We start from the raw sequence: 22,672 nt of genomic DNA on the forward strand, positions 1-22,672 counted from the left end.
AAATGATCGATGATAACGCAAAAGGTGGTGGGATTTTATAGAAAGACAACGAAAAACCGAAGCTGCAGCTTGTTGGTACTTAACTAGTATATTAATGCAGTTATCAAGATGTTAAGAAGGGATGGTCAACCTACATGACAAAAAAGACAAGCGCATTATTACTAACGGTGATGTTCCTATTCTCTGTACTGCTTGCCGGATGCGGCGGGAAAGACTCCGCGCCGCCTGCACCGGCACCGGGCGATACGAACAGTTCCAATGCTTCCAGCGATGGGAATCAGAGCGCGAAGAAGCTGTCAGGCAATATTACCGTTTGGGTGCATCCTTATGTCGGAGATGAGCTGAAGGACGAAATGAATGTTGTCTGGGATCAGATCGTCAGCTCCTACAATAGCAAATACCCGGACGTAAAGGTCAAGATAGAAGAAATTCCATGGAAGAACCGGGAGCAGAAAATTCTGACCGCTCTCGCAGCCAATAATGGCCCGGATGTGTTCTATCAGCTCCCGGACCAGATTCCGCAGTTTGCCACCAAAAATGTACTTGAGCCTCTTGATAGCTATATGGACGACAACAATATGGAGGATTTCAACCAGGGCGCGCTGGCTGCCGGAATCTACGAGAATAATTTATATGCGTTGCCGATCCTGCAAGAAGCCCAGACGCTCATTTACAATACGGACATTATTCAGGCGATCGGCGAGGATCCGGCCAAGCTTCCTGCCACCTGGGATGAATTCAACGTTTGGGCTGAAAAAGCGGTTGCTCAAGGATTTTTTGCCCGCGATTTTCCGGGAGGAATAGCCTGCTGTAACTCCACCTTGTACCCGATGCTTTGGCAGCAGGGCGGAGATGTGATTGACAGCGGCGGCAAAGTGATCATTAACAATGACAAAGGCGTGGCCACCTTCCAGATGATCAAGGACATGTATGATAACGGTTGGATTCCGAAGGATTCCATCTCCAATCAGGATCAGTTCCCGGAATTTTTATCCGGCAAGATGCTCGCCATTTGGGGATCCGGCTATTCGCTCGGCATTTTGAAGGAAGAGGGTAAGAACTTCGTGCTTGGAAGTCCGCTTAGGGGACAGGAGGAATCCAGCTTTGGAACCGTAGGACTGTTCGCGGTACCTTCCAACAGCAAGAATAAGGAAGCAGCCGTAGAATTCATTAAAGAATTGACCAACACGGAATCACAAAAGCTTTTCAATCAGTTGACCAAGTATATCCCGGCTAGACAATCCGCGGCTGGCATCTACGATGGCGATGAGGAAATGCAGAAATTTATCGAAGTGGCCGCCGTGTCCAGACCGGGTGTCATGAGTCCGGTAGCAAGAACGATTATGCCAAAAATCCAAGCTGAAATTTCAGCCATGCTTGAAGGCAGCAAAACGCCGCAAACAGCTGCCGATGATGCAGCCAAAGCCATTGAAGAAGAGTTGAATAAACGTTAGATTCTAGGCGGGATTCATCCAGGGCAGAAGCCGGGTGAATCCTGCCACTACCAAACTAGAGAACCGTAGGTGATTAAGCTGAATAACACGAAACGTCCAAATGTTGGCGTAGGGCAGGCGATTTCCGGGCAGCCGGGAGCATCGCCGGGGGAGAAGCTCATGGCGCAGCTGAAGCGAAACGGTATTATATATGTCTTTTTAATCCCGATATTGATTCACTTCATAATTTTTCAGGTCATTCCGCTGGGATTCAGTCTTGTATTGACCTTCATGGACTGGCCCGTTATTGGAACGCCGACTTATATCGGCCTTGAGAATTGGCAGAATTTCTTCACGGATAAAATTGCTTGGAAATCAATATGGAATACGGTTCTGTTTTCCGTTTATTATATTATCCCGGCGATGGCTGTCGGGCTAGGCTTGGCTTTATTAGTCAACTCCCAGGTCAAGGGTACGAATTTCTTCAAAGCGGTGTATTTCCTGCCGGTCGTTACCTCCTTCGTCATCATTTCCGGGATTTGGGCCTGGATGTTCAAGGGTACGGATTACGGCATTATCAACTATGTGCTGAGCTGGTTCGGCATCGATACCCAGCTGTTCTTCTCCAATTCCAAGCAGGCGCTCTTACTGCTCGCCGGACTGAGTGTGTTCAAGGTTTGCGGCAGCAATATGGTTTATTATTTCGCCGGGCTGAAATCGATCCCTAAGCATCTGTATGAAGCAGCGCGAATCGACGGGGCATCGTCATGGCGAATATTTTGGAAGGTCACCTTCCCATTGCTGCTCCCGATCCATTTCTATGTCGGGATCATGACGACGATCGGCTCCTTCCAGGTGTTTGATTCCGCCTTCCTGATTACCGGCGGCGGACCGAATTACGCGACGACAACGATCGTTTATTACTTGTATGAAGAGGGTTTTACGGGTCTCAGATTCGGTTATGCCAGCGTTCTGGCCTATATGCTGTTCTTTATCATCTTTGCGATTTCGCTCGTACAGCGTAAATATCTTGGCAAAGAAGTGACCTATTAGGTTGAGAGAGAGGGGTTTTAGGACTTGTCAATATCACTTCAAAAGCGGATTGTGCTGTATATTTTGCTGATCGCCTTTGCGATTATTCTGTTCTTCCCGTTTGCGATGATGATTCTTGGCTCCCTGCAAAAGGTGGAGAGAGCCACCTCGGATCCGTTATTCTGGATACCTACGGACCCGACGCTGTACAACTTTGATCGGATCCTCGGCCGCAGCGAATTTGTGTCCTGGATCAAGAACTCGCTTGTGCTTACGATTATTCCCGTCATTTCACAAATTTTTCTGTGCGGGGTGCTCGGTTATATATTCGGCAAGAAGAAGTTTCCCGGCCAGGAGATCATATTTTGGACGATGATGGCTGTGGTCATGGTGCCCAGTCAGCTGCTCATTATTCCTAAATATATCATGTTCAGCAAGATGGGCTGGATTAACACGTATGCAGCCATTATTGTTCCGGAGCTATGGACGATTATGGGCGTCTTTCTCGTAAGGCAGTTCATGATGTCGATTCCTAAGGAAATGGAGGAGGCGGCCTACATGGATGGCGCCAACGACTTCACGATATTCTTCCGAATTATGCTGCCGCTGGCCAAACCAGCGATAGCGACGGTAGGAACCTTCGGATTCATCGCGTGCTGGAATGATTTGTTCACGCCGCTCATCTTCATGACCTCCGAGAGCATGTACCCCATTACGGTAGGGTTGGCCTCCATACTGACGAAGGAAGGAAATTTCGGAATTGAAATGGCGGGTTCGGCCATCTCCTTTATCCCTACATTCCTGATCTTTATTTTCTTCCAGCGATATTTCACCGATGGCATCGCGATGTCAGGGATCAAGTCGTAGCATCACGCTCGGGAGCAGCACGCTCTGAACCAGCATGATCAGAATCAGGAGCAGTACGCATAGATAAAAAACAGCGAATGGAAGGGAGATTCAACAGTTGAAAACGGTTGTAGCAAGGGATGGAATCATACAGACGATGGACTATCCGAAACCGATTCTTAAGCCGAATTTCGTATTAATAGAAACCATGTATTCGGCGATCAGTCCCGGAACGGAAATGTCGATGCAGAGAAGAACAGGCATGGAGCCGATTCAGCTGGGCTATAGCGCAGCCGGGATCGTTAGGGAAATCGGTCCGGACGTCACCCATATTCAGGTCGGCCAGAAAGTAGCCTGTTATGGAGCGCCTTTCGTAAAGCATGCCGGCTGGCTGGCTGTGCCAAAGCATTTGGTCGCGGAAGTGCCGGAGCATGTAGATATCAGGGAAGCGGCTTTCGCCGGATTAGGGGCGATCGCTATTCACGCCTTAAGGCAAGCGAATATCCAGTTTGGGGAGCGGGCGGTCGTTATAGGGCTCGGCATACTCGGTCAAATTATTGCCCAGATTGGCCATGCTGCCTCTTATCAAATGATGGCCTGCGATCTGCTGTCTGAACGGTGCGAGAAGCTAAAGGATGCAGGTATTCCTGATGTGTTCACGAGCCTGGAGGAGCTTGAGGCGGCTATCCCGGAGGAGGGCGTGGACACCGTCCTGCTCTGCGCCGGCGGAGATTCTTCCGGCTTGATTGACCAGGCGCTGACCTGGCTGCGCGATCGGGGGAGAATCGTGATTGTCGGAGACATTAAAATGCAGTTCGAACGCGAACTAATGTTTGCCAAGGAGGCGGAAATTATTATTTCCCGCGCCGGAGGACCTGGGCGGTACGATCACAACTATGAAATATCCGGCTTCGACTATCCGCCTGGATATGTACGTTGGACGGAAGGACGGAATGTCGGCGAGTATGTCCGTTTGCTGGCCGATAGACGGGTAAGCGTGGGTCCGGTTATATCCTCTGTCCTGCCGGTTGAACGCGCCTATGAGGCCTATCAGCTGCTGGAGAAAATGCCGGATAAGACGATTGGCGTTCTGCTGGATTATGGAGTGAGCAAGGGGGAGAAGAAATGGTGAACAAGGTGAAGGTAGCCCTGATTGGCGCTGGCCAGCGGGGCGAGGTATATACGGATTATGCCCTTAAGCGTCCGCTGGAGATGGAGCTGGTTGCGGTCGCTGATCCGAATGAGCGACGCAGAGAGAAATTCAAAGCCGCGCACGGCATTCCGGAGGAAAACTGCTTCAAGGATTGGCAGGAGCTGCTGTCCAAGCCGCGACTAGCGGATGCCGTCCTGATTTGCACGCAGGATAAGCAGCATTTCGAGCCGACGATGCAAGCCTTGAAGGCCGGATACCATGTGCTGCTGGAAAAGCCGATGTCAACCAGCCCGGAGGAATGCCTGCTCATGGGGCAGGAAAGCGAGAAATCGGATCGCATCTTCTCGATTTGTCACGTGCTGCGGTTCACTCCTTTTTTCACAAAAATCAAGGGATTGCTTGCGGAGGGACGCATAGGCAGGCTGATGTCGATTCAGCACAATGAAAATGTAGGCTATTGGCATCATGCGCACAGTTATGTGAGAGGAAATTGGCGCAATACGGCGGAATCCAGCCCGATGATCCTGGCGAAATCCTGTCATGATATGGATATTTTGCTTTGGCTGGCCGGAGATGAATGCACTCATATATCGTCCTTCGGGATGCTGTCGCATTTCAAATCCGAGAATGCTCCTCAAGGTGCGCCGCTCCGCTGTCTTGATGGCTGCCCGGCGGCCAGCACATGCCCTTATTACGCGCCGGATATGTATCTCACCGAGAATATCGATTGGCCGACATCTGTCATCAGCACGGATCTGAGCTTTGAAGGGCGAGTAAAGGCGCTGAAGGAAGGTCCGTACGGCCGCTGTGTATACCACTGTGATAACGATGTGGTTGACCACCAGGTTGTCAATATGGAATTTGCCAATGAGGTTACCGCCACTTTTACAATGAGCGCATTTACGAATGAGCCGAGCCGAACCATCAAGCTTATGGGGACTGGAGGTGAAATTCGGGCGGCGCTGGAGAAGAATGAGATCGAGGTCACTTACTTTGATAGCGGATACAAGGAGACGATCTCCTTGGAGGTGCCAGGCGGACATATTGGACATGGCGGGGGCGACCATCGTCTTATCGAGGATTTCCTTGCGATGGTCAGGGAAGGGAAGACAAGCCGGGGACTTACCTCAGCTTCCTATTCCGTATCCAGTCATTTGATGGCATTTGCTGCGGAAACTTCAAGGCTGGAGAAGAGGGTTGTTCATCTGCCCGATTACGTTCGCAGCATTCTGGCGTGACACGCTCAAGGGGAGGGAGCAGGTGGATGCTGAATGCTTAATTCCATTTTGCATGCTGAACAAGGAATATCGATCGGTATTGTGACGCCCATCGAATTGTTCGATGAGGTATCCCGCATCTTAAAATCGTTTCCTTCCTTTGTCCCGGTTTACGGAATTTATCATCAAGAGGAAGAAATGGCCTCCCTGATTCATAATATGATACAGCAGCGAGTCGAGCTGCTGTTCTTCACGGATCAGGCGGCTTACCAAATCTCGAAGCAGGCGGCGCGGCTGTGCGTTCCCGCTTATTATGTTCCTGCGACGGACAGCGGCCTGTATCGGGCCTTATTTCGAATGACCCGGCTTCATCATGCGTCGGCGCTTTCGATCGACGGCATCTCTCGCGGGGCTCTGGAAAGGATGGATAGGGAGCTGGGCATGTCTGGAGTCAGGTTCATGCTATTTCCCGGAAGCAGCCAAGCGTCCGAAGAAGAGAGGGCCGCCTTTCATAGGGGGCAAATCGAGTCGGGAGAGTGCGAGGCAGTGATTACAGGCTCGCGCAAGGTGGCAGGCATGTTGGGAAAGGCAGGGGTGCCTCATGAGTGGGTAGCCCCAACCGAACAGGATCTGACCGTTTATTTGGAGAGGGCCTTGCTTGCGACAGAAACGCGGCGAAGCAAAGAAGCGCAGATCGTTGTTGGCCTCATACAAATCGATCATTTCAAGAAGCTGATCGAAGCGCAGCCCACCGAACATGACGTGCAGCGCTTGAAGCTGGATATTCAACGTTCTATAGTCGGCTATGTCGAATCACTGGAAGGCCACCTATCGGCGCTTGGCGGCAAAGATTATTTATTCATTACGACGAGAGGGGCATTCGAGCGGGAGACTGGCGGGTATAAGTATATGAGGCTTGCCGCAGAAATGAAAGAATTATTTGATATTACCCTTAGCATCGGCATTGGATTCGGGCATTCGGCTCACGAAGCGGGTGCTCATGCGAGAAGCGCATTGCGGCACGCAAATGACGCTGGCGGTAATATGGCTTATATCGTCCGGGAGGACAAGAGCCTTATCGGACCGTTGGAAATGGCGGAGCCGCTCGCTTGCGATCTTGCGCTCATTGATCGCGAGTTGATCGCAAGGGCGGAGAAGTACGGATTGACCCCGGGCTATTTAAGCAAATTAATCAAACGCGTTACCCAGTCGGGGCTAACCGACTTCAACGCCCAAGAGCTGGCGATGACGCTGAACGTCTCCGTGCGCAGCGCGCATCGTTTCTTGGTCGGATGGGTGGACGCAGGAATGGTTGAGATCGTAGGCGAGGAAAGGAAATCCCGAGGCAGGCCGAAGCAAATTTTCAGGCTGTCCTTCCTAAGGCAGTTAATTCGATAAAGAGAGCGCGGTGATCAAGCTGGAGCGGCCCCTTCAAATCGGCATGATCGGCCTGGATACTTCGCATGTCAGTATTTTTGCCAAGCTGCTGGAGCATTATCGAACCGAGCCTTCCTCCTGCCTGGCAGGCACGATGCTGGGATGCGCTTATCCCGGCGGATCTTCACGGATGGAATTAAGCTACACTCGCGTAGAGCAGTATAAAAATGAGCTGGTTCAAAAGTATGGTGTCCAGATGGCGGGCAGCATTGAAGAGGTAGCGGCGGCATCGGATGCCGTTATGATTGAATCGGTTGATGGCAGCACGCATTTAGAGCAGTTCAGGAAAGTTGCGCCTTTCGGCAAACCTGTGTTTATAGATAAGCCCTTTGCAACTAGTCTGGCCGATGCTTATGAGATTGTCGACCTGTCAGAGCGATATGATGTGCCGTTAATGAGCTCTTCCTCACTTCGTTATGCGGAGGCTTTGACAAATGCGCTGCAGCATGGCGAGCAGGGGGAGATCATCGGAGCGGATGTGTACGGCCCAATGCCCTTCGTTCAGGGACAGCCGGGTTATTTTTGGTACGGCATTCATGCCGTCGAGATGCTGTTTGCGATCATGGGCCGGAACTGCCGGCAGGTTCAAACGGTATGCAGCGGCGAGCATGAAATGATTGCGGGAACCTGGGAGGACGGCCGAATCGGCACGGTACGCGGAAGAAGGCAGGGCGGCAGCTTTGGGGCACTTATTCACAGGGAAAGCGGCAGGGACTACGTGGATATTCAAGCTGCCAGCAAGCCTTATTATGAAAGCCTGCTGGAGCAGGTCATTGATTTTTTCCGCACCGGCCGCTCCCCCGTAGATCTCAAGGAGACGCTCGAGGTTATCGGCTTTGTTGAAGCGGCTAACAAGAGCCGGGAGACGGGGAGAGCTTGTTCGTTGTAACTTCATTTTTTGCTATTGGCAGTCAAGCACCGGAAGGTGCTTTTTTGTTGTGATCAGACGCGACGGGCCAAAGCGGAATGGGATAGGCGGAACGGGGAGTTGGAATAAATGTAATTTGAATTCACGGCTGTTTGCTTTACAATATGATGTACGTACTTAGTAGACGGCCTATAGAGAATCATAACAAGGGGTTATGAAGGAGGTAAGGAAATGATTCAAGGTCTATATGAAGCGCATCTGCCGGTCAAAAATTTGGAGGCCTCGATGAGCTTCTACAGCAAATTAGGCCTGAAGCTGGCTTGGCGCGATGAGGATACGGCTTTCTATTGGATCGAGGAAGGCAGAAGCTGGCTGGGGCTGTGGGAAGGCCGGGAGCATGCTACGCCATACCATCCTTCCTTGCGCCATATCGCCTTTCGCGTATCTTATGAGGATTTGAAGCAGTCTTTGGCATGGCTGGCATCCATCCAGGTTGAAGCGGTTCCATTCGGGCGAGGAACGTCGGTCGAACCATTTGTTCGTCCCTATCAGGGCAATGCCTCGGTGTATTTTAATGACCCGGATGGGAACAGCCTGGAGCTGATGTGCTATGTTCAGGTTCCAAATGAATTAAAGCATATTACGGAGAAGCTTTCCTTGGAGGAGTGGGAGAGCTTAGCCCGTCCATATTAATAAATGTGTTTACTTAGAGGAGAGATAAGGGCATGTGTCCGGAGCGAGAGGGGCAATTGAAGCAGTGGATTATGGATTGCGAGCCGCTGCTGAGCGATTTACATACCCTGAGGAGGCGGGGGCTGCCCGAATGTTACATTGCAGCTGGGTATATTCGGGGCTACGTGTGGGATCGGCTGCATGGCTATGCATTCCGCTCGCGGCATGACGATATTGATGTCATCTACTTCGATCCGTATCACTGCGAGGAGGAGAGGGATTTGGCGCTGGAGGCGCAATTTATCTCTGAGACGGGCAATCAGCGCTGGTCGGTGAAAAATCAGGCGCGGATGCACTTAAGAAATGGAGCCGCGCCATACAGGTCAACGCTGGACGCGATGAGCCGATGGCCTGAGACGGCCACGGCCATCGGCGTCCGCCTGACGGCGGAAGATGAGCTGGAGCTCTGTGCCCCGCATGGATTGGACGATCTGATGGGCATGGTGGTGAGGCGGAGCCCTCTGTTTGCCGACCGCCAGTACTATTTGGAACGGGTCCGCGCGAAGAAATGGCTGCAGCACTGGCCATTGTTGACCTGGATCAAGGACTAGCTCCCGGGTACAATTCGATTTGGCAGTACAGGGTGCTCATAGAGGATGCTAGGATCGGTTGCATTCCGTGTTCAGGGGGTTATACGGTCAGCCGAATAACATATTGCATGCAAAATGGAGAGGAGAAGGAATTGCAGATGAGACGGGTAGATGTGGTTTACACGCTTTTGGTGAATGAAGACGGCACGAAAATTTTAATGGTCAAGAATAGCGGCAGGAATGCCTGGACCCTTCCAGGCGGGGCGGTAGAGCCCAATGAGACGCTAGAGATGGCCGCGATCCGCGAAGCGAAGGAAGAGACGGGGCTGGATGTGGAAATTACCGGCGTGGTCGCAGTCAATGAAGGTTTGTTCACGGAGCTTGATCAGCATGTTGTGTTCGTTACTTTTCGCGGACGGATTGCTGGAGGGCGCATGGAAATCGTCAGGCCCGATGAAATTCACGCCATTGAATGGATCGATGTGGAGCAGGCGGATGAGCTTATGCCCTTCTACAAAGAGAAGCTTAGAGATATCGTGCGAAGAGATGTTGAAGTCGCTTATTACGATGAGGGTGTCCGGGCAAAGTAATCCGTAAATCGCGCAGCTTAATTCGAGTCTTTGCTCCCATTCGGCGGGACACTTTGCTATAATGATTGAGAATTAGATAATAGACTACAGTGCGGGGTGCGATACATGAGAGCATATTTAGATTTGCTGCAGGATGTGCTGGATAACGGAACGGTAAAGGAAGACCGCACGGGCACGGGAACGCTGTCCGTATTCGGCCGCCAGCTTCGCTTTGATCTTAGCAAGGGATTTCCGCTTGTCACGACGAAGCGGATCCATTTGAAATCAGTAATCCATGAGCTGCTCTGGTTCCTTAGAGGGGATACGAACATAGCTTACCTGAAAGAAAACGGCGTGCGTATTTGGGACGAGTGGGCGGATGAGAACGGCGATCTCGGCCCGGTATACGGCTCCCAATGGCGATCCTGGGAAGCGCCGGACGGCAGAAAGATCGACCAGATTGCCAATGTGATTGAAGCGATCAAGCAAAATCCGGATTCGCGCCGTCACCTTGTCAGTGCCTGGAATGTCGCGGAGGTGGACCAGATGAAGCTGCCGCCATGCCATTTTGTGTTCCAGTTCTATGTTGCGAACGGGAAGCTGTCATGCATGCTAATGATGCGTTCCGTCGATACGTTCCTGGGCCTGCCGTTCAACATTGCCAGCTATGCGCTTCTGACTCATATGGTAGCGCAGCAATGCGGGCTGGAGCCAGGCGAATTTATCTGGTCCGGCGGAGATGTCCATATCTACAGCAATCATTTGGAGCAGGTGAAGACGCAGCTGGCCCGGGAGCCTTATGAGCTGCCCAAGCTGGTCATCAAGCGCAAGCCCGACTCGATCTTCGACTATGTCTACGAGGATTTTGAATTCGTCGGTTATCAGCATCATCCAACGATCAAAGCGACGGTCGCTGTATAACGATGAAAGATGAAGAAGGGGAAGGGGTGTGCTGGATGAGCGTATCGCTGATTTGGGCCATGGACCGGAACGGCTTGGTCGGCAAAGGCAATGATCTCCCTTGGAGGCTGCCGAACGACATGAATTTCTTCAAGCAGCAGACCCGGGGCAAGACGGTCGTCATGGGGCGTAAAACATGGGAGTCCTTAAGAATCAAGCCGCTTCCTCAGCGCAGGAATATCGTGCTGACGGGTGACCGATCGTATGAAGCCGAAGGCGCTGAAGTGGTTCATTCCGTGGAAGAGGCGCTGGATATCGCCCAGGACGGCGATTTGATGATTATCGGCGGTGGAAGCGTGTATGGGCAGTTTATTCCGCATGCCGACCGATTGCTCGTGACCCGGATCGATGAGGAGTTTGAGGGGGATGTGCATTTTCCATCCGTGGATTGGTCCGGGTTTGCGCTGGTTGAGGAGATTCCGGGAATACGGGATGAGAAGAATTTATACGACCACCGATTCATGATCTATGAGCGGCGTAAGAGCTAAGGAGCATAGAAATTTGACCAGTAATCTTCTAAAATATGATATAATATAGTGTGCATCGGAGCTGCGCAGAGCGCAGCTCTTTGTTTTGGCTAACGAGAGGAAATGAAGACGTAATAGTGAAAGAAAGGCGGCTTAAACGATGAAAACGCTCGTTATCGCAGAGAAACCGGACATGGGTCGAACGATCGCTGCCGTCATCGAACCGAGAGCGAAGAATAACCGATCCTATTTGGAGGGCGAGCAGTACATCATTACCTGGGCCATCGGGCATTTGCTCGGCCTCGCCGAGCCGGACGCTTATGATGACAAGTACAAGCGCTGGAATTTCGGCGATCTGCCAATCCTGCCCGAGCAATTCAAAATCGTGCCTAACCCGAAAACGAAGGATCAGCTGAAAACGATCGGTGAGCTCGCCAAGCGCTGCAGCGGTATCGTGAACGCCTGCGATGCCGGGAGGGAAGGTCAGTACATATTCGCCCTGATCCAGCAGCAATTGAAGCTCAAGCAGCCGGTGAAGCGGCTGTGGATTTCCGATTTGACAGCGGAGAGCATTCAGAAGGGCTTCGATTCCTTGTATGAGGAGGCGGAGTTCGAGAATTTGACGCAGGCGGCAAGAGCGCGGAGTGAAGCGGATTGGCTGATCGGAATGAACGCTTCGAGAGCTTTTACGACCAAGCACCGCACGCTGCTGTCGGTCGGCCGGGTGCAGACACCGGTGCTGGCGCTAATCTACGATCGGCAGAAGGAAATCGAGAGCTTCGACTCTTTGACGTACTACGAAATTAAGGCGGAGCTGGAGCAGCTGGGCCGCAAATATACGGGGACGTGGCAGGGAGACCGCCTTACAGATGCGGAGAAGGCGGCTGCTATTGCGGATAAGGTGCGGGGCAAGGAGGGGCGGATCAGCGAATACGAGGTGAAGGACACGAAGGAATATCCGTTTAAGCTGTATGATTTGACGCTGCTGCAGCGCGATGCGAACGCGAAGTACGGCTATTCGGCCAAGAAAACGCTGGACTTGGCCCAGGCGCTCTATGAACGCCATAAAGTCATCTCGTATCCCCGTACGAATTCAAATTACGTGACGGAACAAAATATCGATGGAATGCATAAAGCGCTGCATATGCTGAAATCCGGCCCCTACCAGCAGCTGGCGGAGGGCGCGAATCCGCAGCTCGTGCATGTGAACAATAAATCGGTCTGCAACCCGGCACGGGTCGAGGATCACCACGCGATCCTGCCTACGCTTCGGCGGGCGGGGACACTTAGCAAGGAAGAGCAGAATGTATACGATCTGGTCATCCGCCGCTTCCTCTCGCATTTCTATCCGCCTGCGGAGTACAAGCAGCATTCCGTGCTGACTGAGGTAGCCGGTGAAACGTTCAAGACCAACGTGAAGGAGCTCTTGTCCTTAGGCTGGAAAGTATGCCAGCCGGAAGATCCGCGGGCAAGCAGCCGCGGGAAGAAGAAGGACGAGGAGGAGGAGCAGGAGGAGCTGGTCAGCGAACCTTTCCACGTCGAGAAGGAGAAGTCTGTACAATGTCTGGATGCCCAGGTCAAGGAGAAGGCTACTCAGCCGCCGAAGGCTTATACGGAAGGTACCCTGCTTAAAGCCATGGAGAGCGCCGGGAAGCAGCTTGAGAACGAGGAGCTGCGGGACGCGATGAAGGACGCTGGACTCGGCACGCCGGCTACGCGTGCAGCGACGATTGAACGCCTTAAGAAGGTCGGCTATATCACGATGCAGGGCAAGCGCATTACCGTGACCCAGAAAGGCAGAACGGCAATCGAGCTTATCCGCCATGCGGGGATCGAGCTGCTGACTTCCCCGGAGATGACCGGGCAGTGGGAGCGCAGGCTGTATCAGATTTCCAAAGGAGAGGCCGCCAGGGAGAAATTCATGGATAACGTCAAGCGGTTCACGCTATCGATTATCGATAAAGTCCGGGTGCAGCCTAAAGCCGATGCTTCATTATTCGAGATGGCGGAGGGAGACCGTAAGGGCGGCCGGGGCAAGGGAGCGAAGAGCCCAGGGCAGCGGAAAGCGCCGGGAGCAGGTCAGAGCGCAGACGGTAAGCCGAAACGCCAGGGGGCATCGGCGAAGCAGGCTTCTTCCGCATCGCCGCCGGGTTCCTTGCAGCCGCTGGCGCCTTGTCCGCGGGAGGGCTGCGGCGGCCAGTTGATTGAAGGACGCAAGGGTTATGGCTGCACTCATTATAAACAAGGCTGCGGCTTTGTGATCTGGAAGGAATTCGAAGGGAAAACCATTTCCGTGAATATGCTGGCTGCATTGGCCAGCAAGGGACAGACGCAGCTATTGACCTTCAAACGGCCTGAGGGGGACTTTAAAGCCCGGATCGTTCTAGCCGACCCCATGAGCGGGCGGCTGGATTTGCAGCGGGCGGAAGCATGATTGTCCGTAATTAAGAAAAATTCGTGCATAAAGAATAAGGTTGCCTCCGAAGCAGGCAACCTTTCTTGTGATTCTATGCATGGCGTTAAATCAGGCTTAGCGCAGCGGCTTTATAAACAGCTCTTGCGGGCCGTTAGCGCCAGGCTTTCGGCAATAATCCCCGGCACTTCCTCCAGGGACGAAACCGTATACATAGACGTATCTGCATTTTGCTTGATATCGACCAGATTGTACGACCATTCATTCGGATGCTTGATATAAATCGAGTGGATTCCTGCAGTCAGCGCCGGGGAAATATCGGTGCGCAGGCTGTTGCCGATCATCCAGGTGCGCTTCCGCTTGAAATGCCGCGACTGCAAAATTTCCTCCAGCGCTTCGGCGTTCTTGTGGGTACGGATGTAGATCCGGTCGCCAAAATAAGCGGACAGCTTCATTCGCTCGATCTTGCGCTGCTGGATGGACTCATCGCCGCCGGTATATAAATGTAGCTCATGGCCTTGCTCGCTCAGCAGGTTCAGCGTGTCCACCATGCCGGGATAGGGCTCTACCTCCTGGTCATACACGCTCATGCCGAGCCGGGTCAACTGCTCCTCTTCCGTGAAGCGGGTATCGCGGCCGATCATAGCGCAGAAATACCGGTAGGTGTCGACGAGCGATGCAGCGAAATGGCTGCTGACGAAGCCCAGCTTGTTCACGCCCGCGACGTCGATTTCAATTTGCTTGGCGATGATGTCCTGCGCCGTCAAACGCTCGGCCGGAAGCCACTCCAATAACTGGCTTGCGAACCGATCCAGGATTTGATCAAAGTATTTATTGCAATGGATCAGCGTATCATCCAAATCAAAAATGATCTGCTGATGCAGCGTAATGCTCAATACGGGTCACCCCTTTGCAGCGGTACGGTATTACTATAACCGGATATAGGATTCCAAAAACATCTGCAGCTCCGAAGCCCCGTCCGGACGAATGCTGAATTTCTCCGAATTTACATCAACGAGATGCACGCGGAGCAGGCCGGCTACGCGCAGCCGCATAAGATGATGCATAAGCCTGTCCCCGGACTCATCAAGATTGTGAATCATTTCTTGCAGCGATTTAGGCTCGTTCGCCACATAGCGCAGCAAGCGCAGTCGTTCCGGATTGGCCAGGGCGCGTGTTAGCCGCAGAAGGCAAGTAGGCGGCTCGTCCTCATCCAGCTCGGGAATGTCGATCGGGTATTGAATCAGCAGCGCGCCGTGATAGAAACAGTAAGTGTTAATGGGCCTGAAATGCACCGAGGGGACAAGCACGACCTGCTGGATCGGCAGGTCCTGCTCTAGCACGATTCCGCCGGACGCATATTCTACGAGCGCTTCCGGATCCATTTTGTGCAGCAGGGTGTCCTTCTCGGCAGCGTCCTCCTCCAGAAGGGGGGTATATTGCGGAGCGACATCGAGGAAATACAACTCGTTCCATTTGCGCAGTAGCGGAACATAGCTGCGCCGTATGCGCTCGACTTCATCTGTATTCATATCGGGAATATAGGATTTAACACGATGGAGAAGGGTATCATTCGCAGCATGCTCCAGATCGTTGAGAAAGTCATCGACCGTATGATTTTGGCGATGTACGGCCCAGGCGTAAAGCACGTCGTAATCGGAAAAAGGGTACTGCGCCGCGGCTGCGAACTCCAGCTGTGTATCGCGGCTGAAGCGGGATCCGATCTCTTCCAGCCATTCCAGTCCTACATCCAAATTATTTACCCATTTGCGGGTGGTAAATACTATGAAGCTGCTAAGGAGCTCATATATTGAAGAAACGTCAACTTTGACATCGTATGCCATGACAAGAAACCTCCCTGACATCTATACATCCATATCCATTATGGCTTGTTTGCTATGAGATTGTCCACTATAATGTTTATTGTTGCAGGCCGCCTCAGGCGGATGCCTTGATAGAAATTATATCTTACAAATGAGTGTTGAAAGTCGTCATCTGTTGACGATTTTCTTTCTTTTTAGTGAAGGAGCAGGATTGACAACAATGGAATTTCAACGAAAAAGCCTGGTTTCACCCGTATTCATTCTCATTATGGTCGTCATTGCCGCCGGATTGAGCCAGGGGCTGCTGCTCCCGGTATTATCCATATTCATGGAGGAGCGAGGCATATCCTCCTCTGTGAACGGTCTGCATGCAGCGGCGCTGTATATCGGTTCCTTCGGGATGTCGCTGATTGCCGTAAAGGTGCTGGAGCGCATTGGCTTCAAGAAGCTCATTCTTGGAGGAATGGTGCTTGTCATGATCGCACTGCCGTTATTTCCGCTCATCTCCAGCCTCGAGGTCTGGTTTATTCTTCGCTTGCTCGTAGGCATTGGCAATAACGCCCTGCATTTCGCGTCCCAGCTTTGGATGCTGCTCATTACTCCTCCGAATCAGCGCGGCAGGAATATTTCGATTTACGGCATGTCCTACGGCATCGGCTTCAGCATCGGGCCGCTGGCTATACGGCTGCTTCCTTACGGGCAGCTCGTTCCATTCCTGCTGCTGGTTCTCCTCTTTGCACTGGTCGCGCTGCTCGTCTACTGGAAAATACCGAATACCGTTCCTGACAAAATGGACGAGAGCAAGGAGCCAGCCGTAGAGCGCAAAACGATCCGGATCTACCGGCTGGCCTGGTTTGCCCTCATTCCTTCGCTGCTGTACGGATATATGGAGGCGGCGATGAACAGCAATTTCCCGATTTACGGTCTGCGTACCGGACTTACGGCCGGCGATATTTCGACCCTGCTGCCGTTCTTCGGCATCGGCGGGCTGATCCTTCAGCTGCCGCTCGGTTATTTGAGCGACCGGTTTGGCCGCAAAATCATCCTCATGCTCGCCGGCAGCCTGGGCGGTCTCTTGTTCCTGATCGTACCTTTAATAGGAAGCCATTTTTTTGGACTGATGCTGATCTTCATGGTTACCGGCGGACTGGTCGGCTCCTTTTTCTCTCTTGGCCTGGCGTACGCCGCCGACATATTGCCGCGGCACCTGCTGCCTACGGCCAACGTGATCGCTTCCATTCATTTTAATCTCGGCAGCATCGTAGGACCGAACCTGGGCGGGATCGCGATGCATTACGGCTCGGCCGGCTTATTGTTCGTATTCCTCGGACTGCTATATTTGGCATTTACGGTATCAGGATTCGTATTCCGGCCGGACGCCGGGAAGAAATCAGCAAATATGAAGATGGTGTAATGGATTTTCAGCGCCATTTCCAATAAACTAGAGGAAGAGAAGCATTGACCAAAGGAGAAATGACATGTTTAAGGTGAACAACCTCAAGAAATCGGTAGAAGGCAATACCAAGGAAGTGCTGCACGGAATCAGCGCCGAATTTGAAACGGGCGAAATGATCGGCGTTGTCGGCCCAAGCGGAAGCGGCAAAAGCATTCTGCTCCAATGCCTCGCTCTCCGGGAAAGCTGGAATGACGGAGATTATACTTGGGATGGGAAGACGGTCATCCGCGGAGGGGGCAAAGGGGCGGGGAAATATCGTTCAAAATGCGCATACTTGGAACAGAACCCCACGCTGAATCCGGAGAAAACGGCTCTGAAAAACGTGCTGATCGGACAGGCCGGACAGACTCCGCTGCTGCGCCGCCTGACAGGCATGGTTCGCTCGGATGACTATATGGGCGCCATGGACGAGCTGGAGAAATTCGGCTTGCTGGACAAGGCGCATCTCAAGGCCGGGAATCTGAGCGGGGGAGAGCGCCAGCGCGTAGCGATTTGCCGGGCGCTCGTTCACGGGGCCGGGTTTATCGCTGCTGACGAGCCTGTCATCGGCCTCGATCCGCATTCGGCGGACAAGGTAATGGCTACGCTTAAAGGCCTGTGCACCGAACAAGGGAAGACGGTAATCGCAGCGCTGCCGATCGAGCTGGCCGAGCGGTTCTGTACGAGAATTTGGGGCATTTACGATGGACAGCTGAAGCTTGATGTGAAGGGGAGAAGACTCACCGGGGAAGAGAAGCGCCAAATCGATTTAGCATGAAAAGAGTGATACGATTGAATGTAAATAGATGGCTTCCCCTGCTGGGAAGCGCCCTGCTGCTGCTAGTGCTTAGCGGCTGCAACTTTATGATGGATCCGAAGCTGCTGATGAAGACGCCGGAGCTCAGCTCGGAGAAGGAGACGCTGAGAAGCGTCATCAATGCGGAGCTGAAGGGGGCGGTCATCCGGCCCCGGGATGCGACGGACATCAGCTCGATAAGGGTAGTCGATCTTAATAAGGACGGCATCATGGAAGCGGTGGTCTTCTATGAGACTCCGCTGGAGAAGGTCAAGGTTCACGGGATGATTCTGGAGAACCAGAATGATACGTGGGTGCCGAAGGTAAGGTTCGACGGGGAAGGCCAGGTGCTGGAATCCTTCGAGCTCAAGGACGTTACCGGAACCGGAGAGATCAATATCGTTGCCGGATTCTCCAGCGGGGAGAACCAGACCCAGAAAGGATTGATCGTCTATTCATATACCGGCTCTTCGGTCGAAAGAATTCTGGAGCTGCCCTATAATTATTTTATCATCGATGATCTGAATGATGACGGCCAGCTGGATATTACGGTCGTGTCGCTGAGGAAGGATCAGTACACAACGGTTACGACGTATCAGTACGAACAATCCTCGTTTCAGGAGCTGGATAAGCTGCAGCTCGACAATGCAGTTAGCGGCTACTATAACGTCGTCCATGGCAACATTACGCCGGAGAAGCGCGGAATTATCCTCGATGCTATTTCCGGGGAGCTTTCCGGCTATTCGATCATCATCATCATGGAGGACGGGAAACTGATTGACCTTATTCCCGACCAGAGCTCCACGCTCAAGGATTATCAGATCATGAGCGGGGACGTCAATGACGACGGCATTCTGGAGATCGGCATGCTGGAAACGCCGAAGGGCTGGGAGTACATCGCCTTCGACGATATTCCATGGCTGTTCTCCTATTACAGATGGGATCCGGATAAAGGATTAACGTTCGTCATGCAGCAATATATGGACTTGGAAGGGCGGTTCTATTTTAATCTTCCTAAGGAATGGTGGGGCAAGGTCACGATTGATATCAAGTCCGTCAAGGACGAGCATATCAAATTCGTCGATATTGATACGAATGCCACGCTGGCGGAAATCCGCTTCTTCTCTTTGGCGGAGTGGGAGCAGGTTCAGGAGGATTGGGAGCTGTTCGCCCGCGATAATGATAAAGTGATCGGGTTCCTCAGCCACACCGATTTGAAAGTGAATAAAGGCGAGAAGGAAATTAAGCGTTAGATGGCTTAATGCAAGGAAAAGGGAGGAAGGCAAAGTTGAGTAAAGTGTTGATTTTGGAAGACGAGGAGTCCATCCGCAGCTTTATTGTGATCAACTTGAAGCGCAACGGCTTCGATGTGATCGAAGCGGCGGACGGCAATGAGGCATTGGACCGGTATAACAGCATCCCGGATATCGATATCGCATTGCTGGATGTCATGGTACCGGGAATGGACGGATTTGAGGTATGCCGCAAGATCAGGGAAACGAATGAACGGATCGGCATTATATTCCTGACCGCCAAGGTTCAGGAGCAGGATAAGGTCTATGCGCTATCGGTCGGGGCCGACGACCATATCAGCAAGCCGTTCAGTCCGACCGAGCTCATCGCCCGGATCCAGTCGCTGCTGAGACGGGTCAATGTATACCGGGAGAACAGCGCGAAGGTATCCTTTACCTCCGGTCCGTTTACGCTCGATCTGATCAGCAAGCAATTCAAGAAAAACGGTCAGCTGATCGAGCTGACGCCAACCGAATTTTCGCTGATTCAGTATTTTCTGGAGAAGGAGAATACGCCGCTTAGCCGCGATTTGCTGCTGGATCATGTCTGGGGCAAGGAATACATGGGCGATCCGAAGATCGTTGACGTGAACATTCGCCGGCTGCGCCAAAAAATTGAGAACAACCCTTCCGAACCGATCTTCCTGCAGACTGTGTGGGGGCACGGTTATAAATGGAAGGGCGAGGGGCAATGATCAAAAAAGGAATCGGACGCCAAATCGTCCTGCATTATTTCATCGTAGTATTTGTAACCTTGTTTATGGTAGAGGTTATTTTCGCATTTGCCTTAAGAACGTATTACTATCAGACCATTGAGAATCATATGTCCAACCACGCCACTAGGACGACGGATTATTTCCAGAAATTCGTGAAGCTGTACGCCGAGAGGGATCCGGATTATTTCACAGAGATTCTGCGCACGTTCGAACTGGATAATACGGAGCTAATGATCTTGAATCGCAAGGGCGAAGTCAGGGCCAGCAGCACGCAGTTTCAGGCGGATCGGCCGATTCAGACGAGCGATGTGCCGCAGGCCGTCGCCGGCGGCGTGGGCAAATGGGTAGGACGCCAATCGACCGGGGAGTGGGTCATGGCCGTATCGACGCCGCTGCAAGTACGGGGGGAGAACCGCTATATCGTCAGATACGTCACCTCGCTCGAGGATGTGAACGCCAAGCTCATGAATTTGACGCTGCTCTCCGTCGGCGTCGGCTCGGCCGTCCTTGCCCTGGTCACCTTGTTCAGCATCGGCCTGGCCAATTCGATCGTGAAGCCGATCAATAACATCAGAGCTGTATCCGCCCAGATGGCCCGGGGGAAATTCGATGCGCGAATCAAAGGGAACTATAAATACGAGCTTGGCGAGCTGGCCGCAACCCTGAACTATATGGCGGAGGAGATCGTCCGCAGCAATCAGATCAAGGATGATTTCATCTCCTCGATCTCCCATGAGCTTCGTACGCCGCTGACGGGAATCAAGGGGTGGAGCGAGACATTGACCTCCGGCGGCTTCGATCCGGAAGAGACGAAAATCGGCATGCAGATTATCTCTAAGGAGACGGAGCGGCTGATCGGCCTTGTCGAGGAAATGCTGGACTTCTCCAAGCTTCAACAAAATGAAATGAAGCTTGTGATCGGCCGGGTGAACTTGAAGGAGCTGCTGCAGGAGACGATGCTGAATGTCTGGGCCAAGGCTGAACAGAAGCAGATTCAGTTGAAGCTGGATGACCGGACGGATCGGCCCGTGATTATCATTGGCGATGGCAATCGCTTGAAGCAGGTCTTCCTGAACCTGGTGGATAACGCGGTTAAATTCTCGAATGAGAACAGCTGGGTTCATCTCGTCATTTCGCTGAAGGACAGCAGTACGGCGCTCGTCCAGGTGGTCGATAGCGGAATCGGAATCAGCGAGGAGCATCTTGCCAAAGTCAGCGATCGCTTCTTCCAGGTTAATCATAACCGGGGTGGCACGGGGCTGGGCCTGGCCATCAGCAAGCAGCTGGTCGAGCTGCATAAGGGAGAAATGGACATCCATAGCGAGCTGGGTGCGGGAACTACGGTATCCGTTACGCTGCCAGTTCTGGAAGTGGTGGGCGAAGCGGATTCCGGCGAGACTGCCGACGAGGATGCGGGGAGCTCCGGCGCTGTGAATGGGAAGGACACAAGTAGTTCAGATAACCGGGATACGCGAGAATGATTAAATGATTGGAAGACAGTGCCATAGCCTGTATGAAATAAATTTAAATATGCGGTAATGACAAAGAGCGGATCATGATGATCCGCTCTTTGCTATATACATAATAATATGGGGATGGACAAAGCTCTTAGGATGACAGGCCTTCTGCCCGCAAGCGGGCGGTATTGTCGTATACTTCCTTAAGTAAGCGGGAAGGCTGGGTACGGACGGCAGGTTTAGCCAGAACGGTCTCATTCGGTCCGATCACGATGATTTCGTTCGCGGTACCCTTGATGATGGCTCCGTCCTTAATGACGGCACCTTCGCCGATGATCGCCCGTTCGATCAGGACATTGCGGCCGATTTCCACGTTCGGCATGACGATGCTGTCCTTGATTTTGGTATACCGGCCAATGATGGCTCCTCCGAATATGACCGAGCGTTCCGCGCATCCCTCCAAGCTGCAGCAATCATGAATCATCGATTTCTTAATCTCGGCGCTGCGCGCTTTGACGGAGCCCAGTTTCGTGCGCATTTCACGCGTATACATCGGCCACTGCTCGTTCAGCAAGGACCATCCGCCTTCGCTCAGCAGATCCATATGGGCATCCCATAAGCTCTGGACGGTTCCTACGTCACGCCAGTAGCCCTTGAATTCGTAAGCGTGAAGCGGCATGGAACCGGCCAGCATTTTAGGGATGATGTCCTTGCCGAAGTCATGACTGGAATGAGGGTCGTTTGCATCCTCAATCAAATGGCGCTTCAAGAAATCCCACTTGAACAGGTAGATTCCCATAGAGGCCAGGTTGCTTGCCGGCTGCTCCGGTTTCTCGGCAAATTCGGTGATCCGATGCTGCTTATCAATGGACATGACGCCGAAGCGATGGGCTTCGTCCCAGGGAACCGGCATGACGGATATGGTAGCCGTTGCCCCTCGGCTGACGTGGGAATTCAACAGCTCGCGATAATCCATATGGTAAATATGGTCACCGGACAAGATCAGGACATTGTCAGGCGAGAAACGGTCTACATACTCGATATTTTTATAAATGGCATCGGCGGTACCCACGTACTCCTCATTTCCTGTATGGCCTGTGCTGTATGAAGGAAGCAAAGCAATTCCACCGTTCTCCGTTCGGGGCAATCCCCAGGCTTCGCCGTCTCCGATGTGCTGATGGAGCGATTCTGCTTCGTATTGTGTCAGAACACCGATGGTATCGATTCCTGAATTTACGCAGTTGCTGAGAGGAAAATCGATAATACGGTATTTGCTACCAAATGGTACTGCCGGCTTTGCCTGTTTGGACGTTAGAGGGGATAATCTTCGGCCTTCCCCTCCGGCCAACAGCATGGCAATGCAATCCTTTTTGTTCATGTCGTTTTCCCTCCCTGTGGATTTTCAAGTAGTAGTACTTACATAAACGAGATATGCAGACCTTGAAACGAGAAGAAGAAAAAATGGATGAAAGTATACAATTTATTTTTCAAACGAG

21 protein-coding genes are annotated in these 22,672 nt (G+C 52.4%); 18 read left to right on the top strand and 3 right to left on the bottom strand.

Annotated features, from left to right (window positions below; translation table 11 throughout):
• Nucleotides 1-134: 134 nt before the first annotated feature.
• The 13 genes from BN2762_RS16465 (at nt 135) to BN2762_RS16525 (ending at nt 13,678) form a co-directional block, all read left to right on the top strand.
• A complete protein-coding gene (locus BN2762_RS16465) occupies nt 135-1,454 on the top strand; it encodes a sugar ABC transporter substrate-binding protein (RefSeq protein ID WP_055108003.1) in 1,320 nt (439 codons plus the stop codon).
• Between the two features lie 159 nt (nt 1,455-1,613).
• Nucleotides 1,614-2,486, top strand: coding sequence for a carbohydrate ABC transporter permease (locus BN2762_RS16470; protein ID WP_055110132.1), 873 nt, complete (start codon nt 1,614-1,616; stop codon nt 2,484-2,486).
• 30 nt (nt 2,487-2,516) lie between these two features.
• The gene (locus BN2762_RS16475) at nt 2,517-3,332 is read left to right on the top strand and encodes a carbohydrate ABC transporter permease (protein WP_055110134.1); all 816 of its coding nucleotides are present in this window, start codon (nt 2,517-2,519) and stop codon (nt 3,330-3,332) included.
• Between the two features lie 97 nt (nt 3,333-3,429).
• Complete coding sequence (locus BN2762_RS16480; protein ID WP_055108004.1) at nt 3,430-4,443, top strand: zinc-dependent alcohol dehydrogenase; 1,014 nt, start codon at nt 3,430-3,432, stop codon at nt 4,441-4,443.
• Entirely contained in the window at nt 4,440-5,702 is a 1,263-nt protein-coding gene (locus BN2762_RS16485) for a Gfo/Idh/MocA family protein (RefSeq protein ID WP_055110137.1), read from the top strand. Before BN2762_RS16480 ends, BN2762_RS16485 begins: the two co-directional genes overlap by 4 nt.
• A gap of 33 nt (nt 5,703-5,735) precedes the next feature.
• On the top strand, nt 5,736-7,079 hold the full coding sequence (locus BN2762_RS16490) for a helix-turn-helix domain-containing protein (RefSeq protein ID WP_055108005.1): 1,344 nt from the start codon (nt 5,736-5,738) through the stop codon (nt 7,077-7,079).
• A 10-nt stretch (nt 7,080-7,089) separates the two neighbouring features.
• Nucleotides 7,090-8,007 carry a Gfo/Idh/MocA family protein gene (locus BN2762_RS16495; RefSeq protein ID WP_316246804.1) on the top strand — a complete coding sequence of 306 codons (918 nt, stop codon included), beginning with the start codon at nt 7,090-7,092 and terminating at the stop codon, nt 8,005-8,007.
• A gap of 210 nt (nt 8,008-8,217) precedes the next feature.
• Nucleotides 8,218-8,679 carry a VOC family protein gene (locus BN2762_RS16500; protein WP_055108006.1) on the top strand — a complete coding sequence of 154 codons (462 nt, stop codon included), beginning with the start codon at nt 8,218-8,220 and terminating at the stop codon, nt 8,677-8,679.
• Nucleotides 8,680-8,711: 32 nt separating this feature from the next.
• Nucleotides 8,712-9,269, top strand: coding sequence for a nucleotidyltransferase family protein (locus BN2762_RS16505; RefSeq protein ID WP_055108007.1), 558 nt, complete (start codon nt 8,712-8,714; stop codon nt 9,267-9,269).
• A gap of 137 nt (nt 9,270-9,406) precedes the next feature.
• A complete protein-coding gene (locus tag BN2762_RS16510; protein ID WP_055110141.1) occupies nt 9,407-9,838 on the top strand; it encodes an NUDIX hydrolase in 432 nt (143 codons plus the stop codon).
• Nucleotides 9,839-9,943: 105 nt separating this feature from the next.
• Nucleotides 9,944-10,738, top strand: a complete 795-nt coding sequence (thyA, locus tag BN2762_RS16515; protein WP_055108008.1) for a thymidylate synthase — start codon at nt 9,944-9,946, stop codon at nt 10,736-10,738.
• 35 nt (nt 10,739-10,773) lie between these two features.
• Nucleotides 10,774-11,265 (top strand): dihydrofolate reductase, encoded by a 492-nt coding sequence (locus BN2762_RS16520; RefSeq protein WP_055108009.1) that lies wholly within the window; start codon nt 10,774-10,776, stop codon nt 11,263-11,265.
• A gap of 139 nt (nt 11,266-11,404) precedes the next feature.
• A complete protein-coding gene (locus BN2762_RS16525; protein ID WP_055108010.1) occupies nt 11,405-13,678 on the top strand; it encodes a type IA DNA topoisomerase in 2,274 nt (757 codons plus the stop codon).
• A gap of 110 nt (nt 13,679-13,788) precedes the next feature.
• Here the strand turns inward: BN2762_RS16525 and BN2762_RS16530 are convergent, their stop codons facing one another.
• On the bottom strand, nt 13,789-14,553 hold the full coding sequence (locus BN2762_RS16530; RefSeq protein ID WP_055108011.1) for an HAD family hydrolase: 765 nt from the start codon (nt 14,551-14,553) through the stop codon (nt 13,789-13,791).
• A 33-nt stretch (nt 14,554-14,586) separates the two neighbouring features.
• Entirely contained in the window at nt 14,587-15,501 is a 915-nt protein-coding gene (locus tag BN2762_RS16535) for an ArsR/SmtB family transcription factor (protein ID WP_055108012.1), read from the bottom strand.
• Between the two features lie 199 nt (nt 15,502-15,700).
• On the opposite strand from BN2762_RS16535, the gene BN2762_RS16540 reads away from it, so the two are divergent.
• The 5 genes from BN2762_RS16540 to BN2762_RS16560 all read left to right on the top strand — a co-directional run bounded on the left by BN2762_RS16540 (nt 15,701) and on the right by BN2762_RS16560 (nt 21,200).
• A complete protein-coding gene (locus BN2762_RS16540) occupies nt 15,701-16,894 on the top strand; it encodes an MFS transporter (RefSeq protein WP_055108013.1) in 1,194 nt (397 codons plus the stop codon).
• Nucleotides 16,895-16,958: 64 nt separating this feature from the next.
• A complete protein-coding gene (locus BN2762_RS16545) occupies nt 16,959-17,693 on the top strand; it encodes a phosphonate ABC transporter ATP-binding protein (protein WP_055108014.1) in 735 nt (244 codons plus the stop codon).
• A complete protein-coding gene (locus BN2762_RS16550) occupies nt 17,690-18,964 on the top strand; it encodes a hypothetical protein (RefSeq protein ID WP_055108015.1) in 1,275 nt (424 codons plus the stop codon). The genes BN2762_RS16545 and BN2762_RS16550 overlap by 4 nt, the downstream gene beginning before the upstream one ends.
• A 35-nt stretch (nt 18,965-18,999) precedes the next feature.
• Nucleotides 19,000-19,698, top strand: a complete 699-nt coding sequence (locus tag BN2762_RS16555; RefSeq protein WP_055108016.1) for a response regulator transcription factor — start codon at nt 19,000-19,002, stop codon at nt 19,696-19,698.
• Entirely contained in the window at nt 19,695-21,200 is a 1,506-nt protein-coding gene (locus BN2762_RS16560) for a sensor histidine kinase (RefSeq protein WP_055108017.1), read from the top strand. The genes BN2762_RS16555 and BN2762_RS16560 overlap by 4 nt, the downstream gene beginning before the upstream one ends.
• A 127-nt stretch (nt 21,201-21,327) precedes the next feature.
• On the opposite strand, the gene BN2762_RS16565 is transcribed toward BN2762_RS16560, so the two are convergent.
• Nucleotides 21,328-22,554 (bottom strand): glucose-1-phosphate adenylyltransferase, encoded by a 1,227-nt coding sequence (locus BN2762_RS16565; RefSeq protein WP_055108018.1) that lies wholly within the window; start codon nt 22,552-22,554, stop codon nt 21,328-21,330.
• Nucleotides 22,555-22,672 lie beyond the last annotated feature (118 nt).

Source organism: Paenibacillus ihumii (genome assembly GCF_001403875.1).
GTDB lineage: Bacteria > Bacillota > Bacilli > Paenibacillales > Paenibacillaceae > Fontibacillus > Fontibacillus ihumii.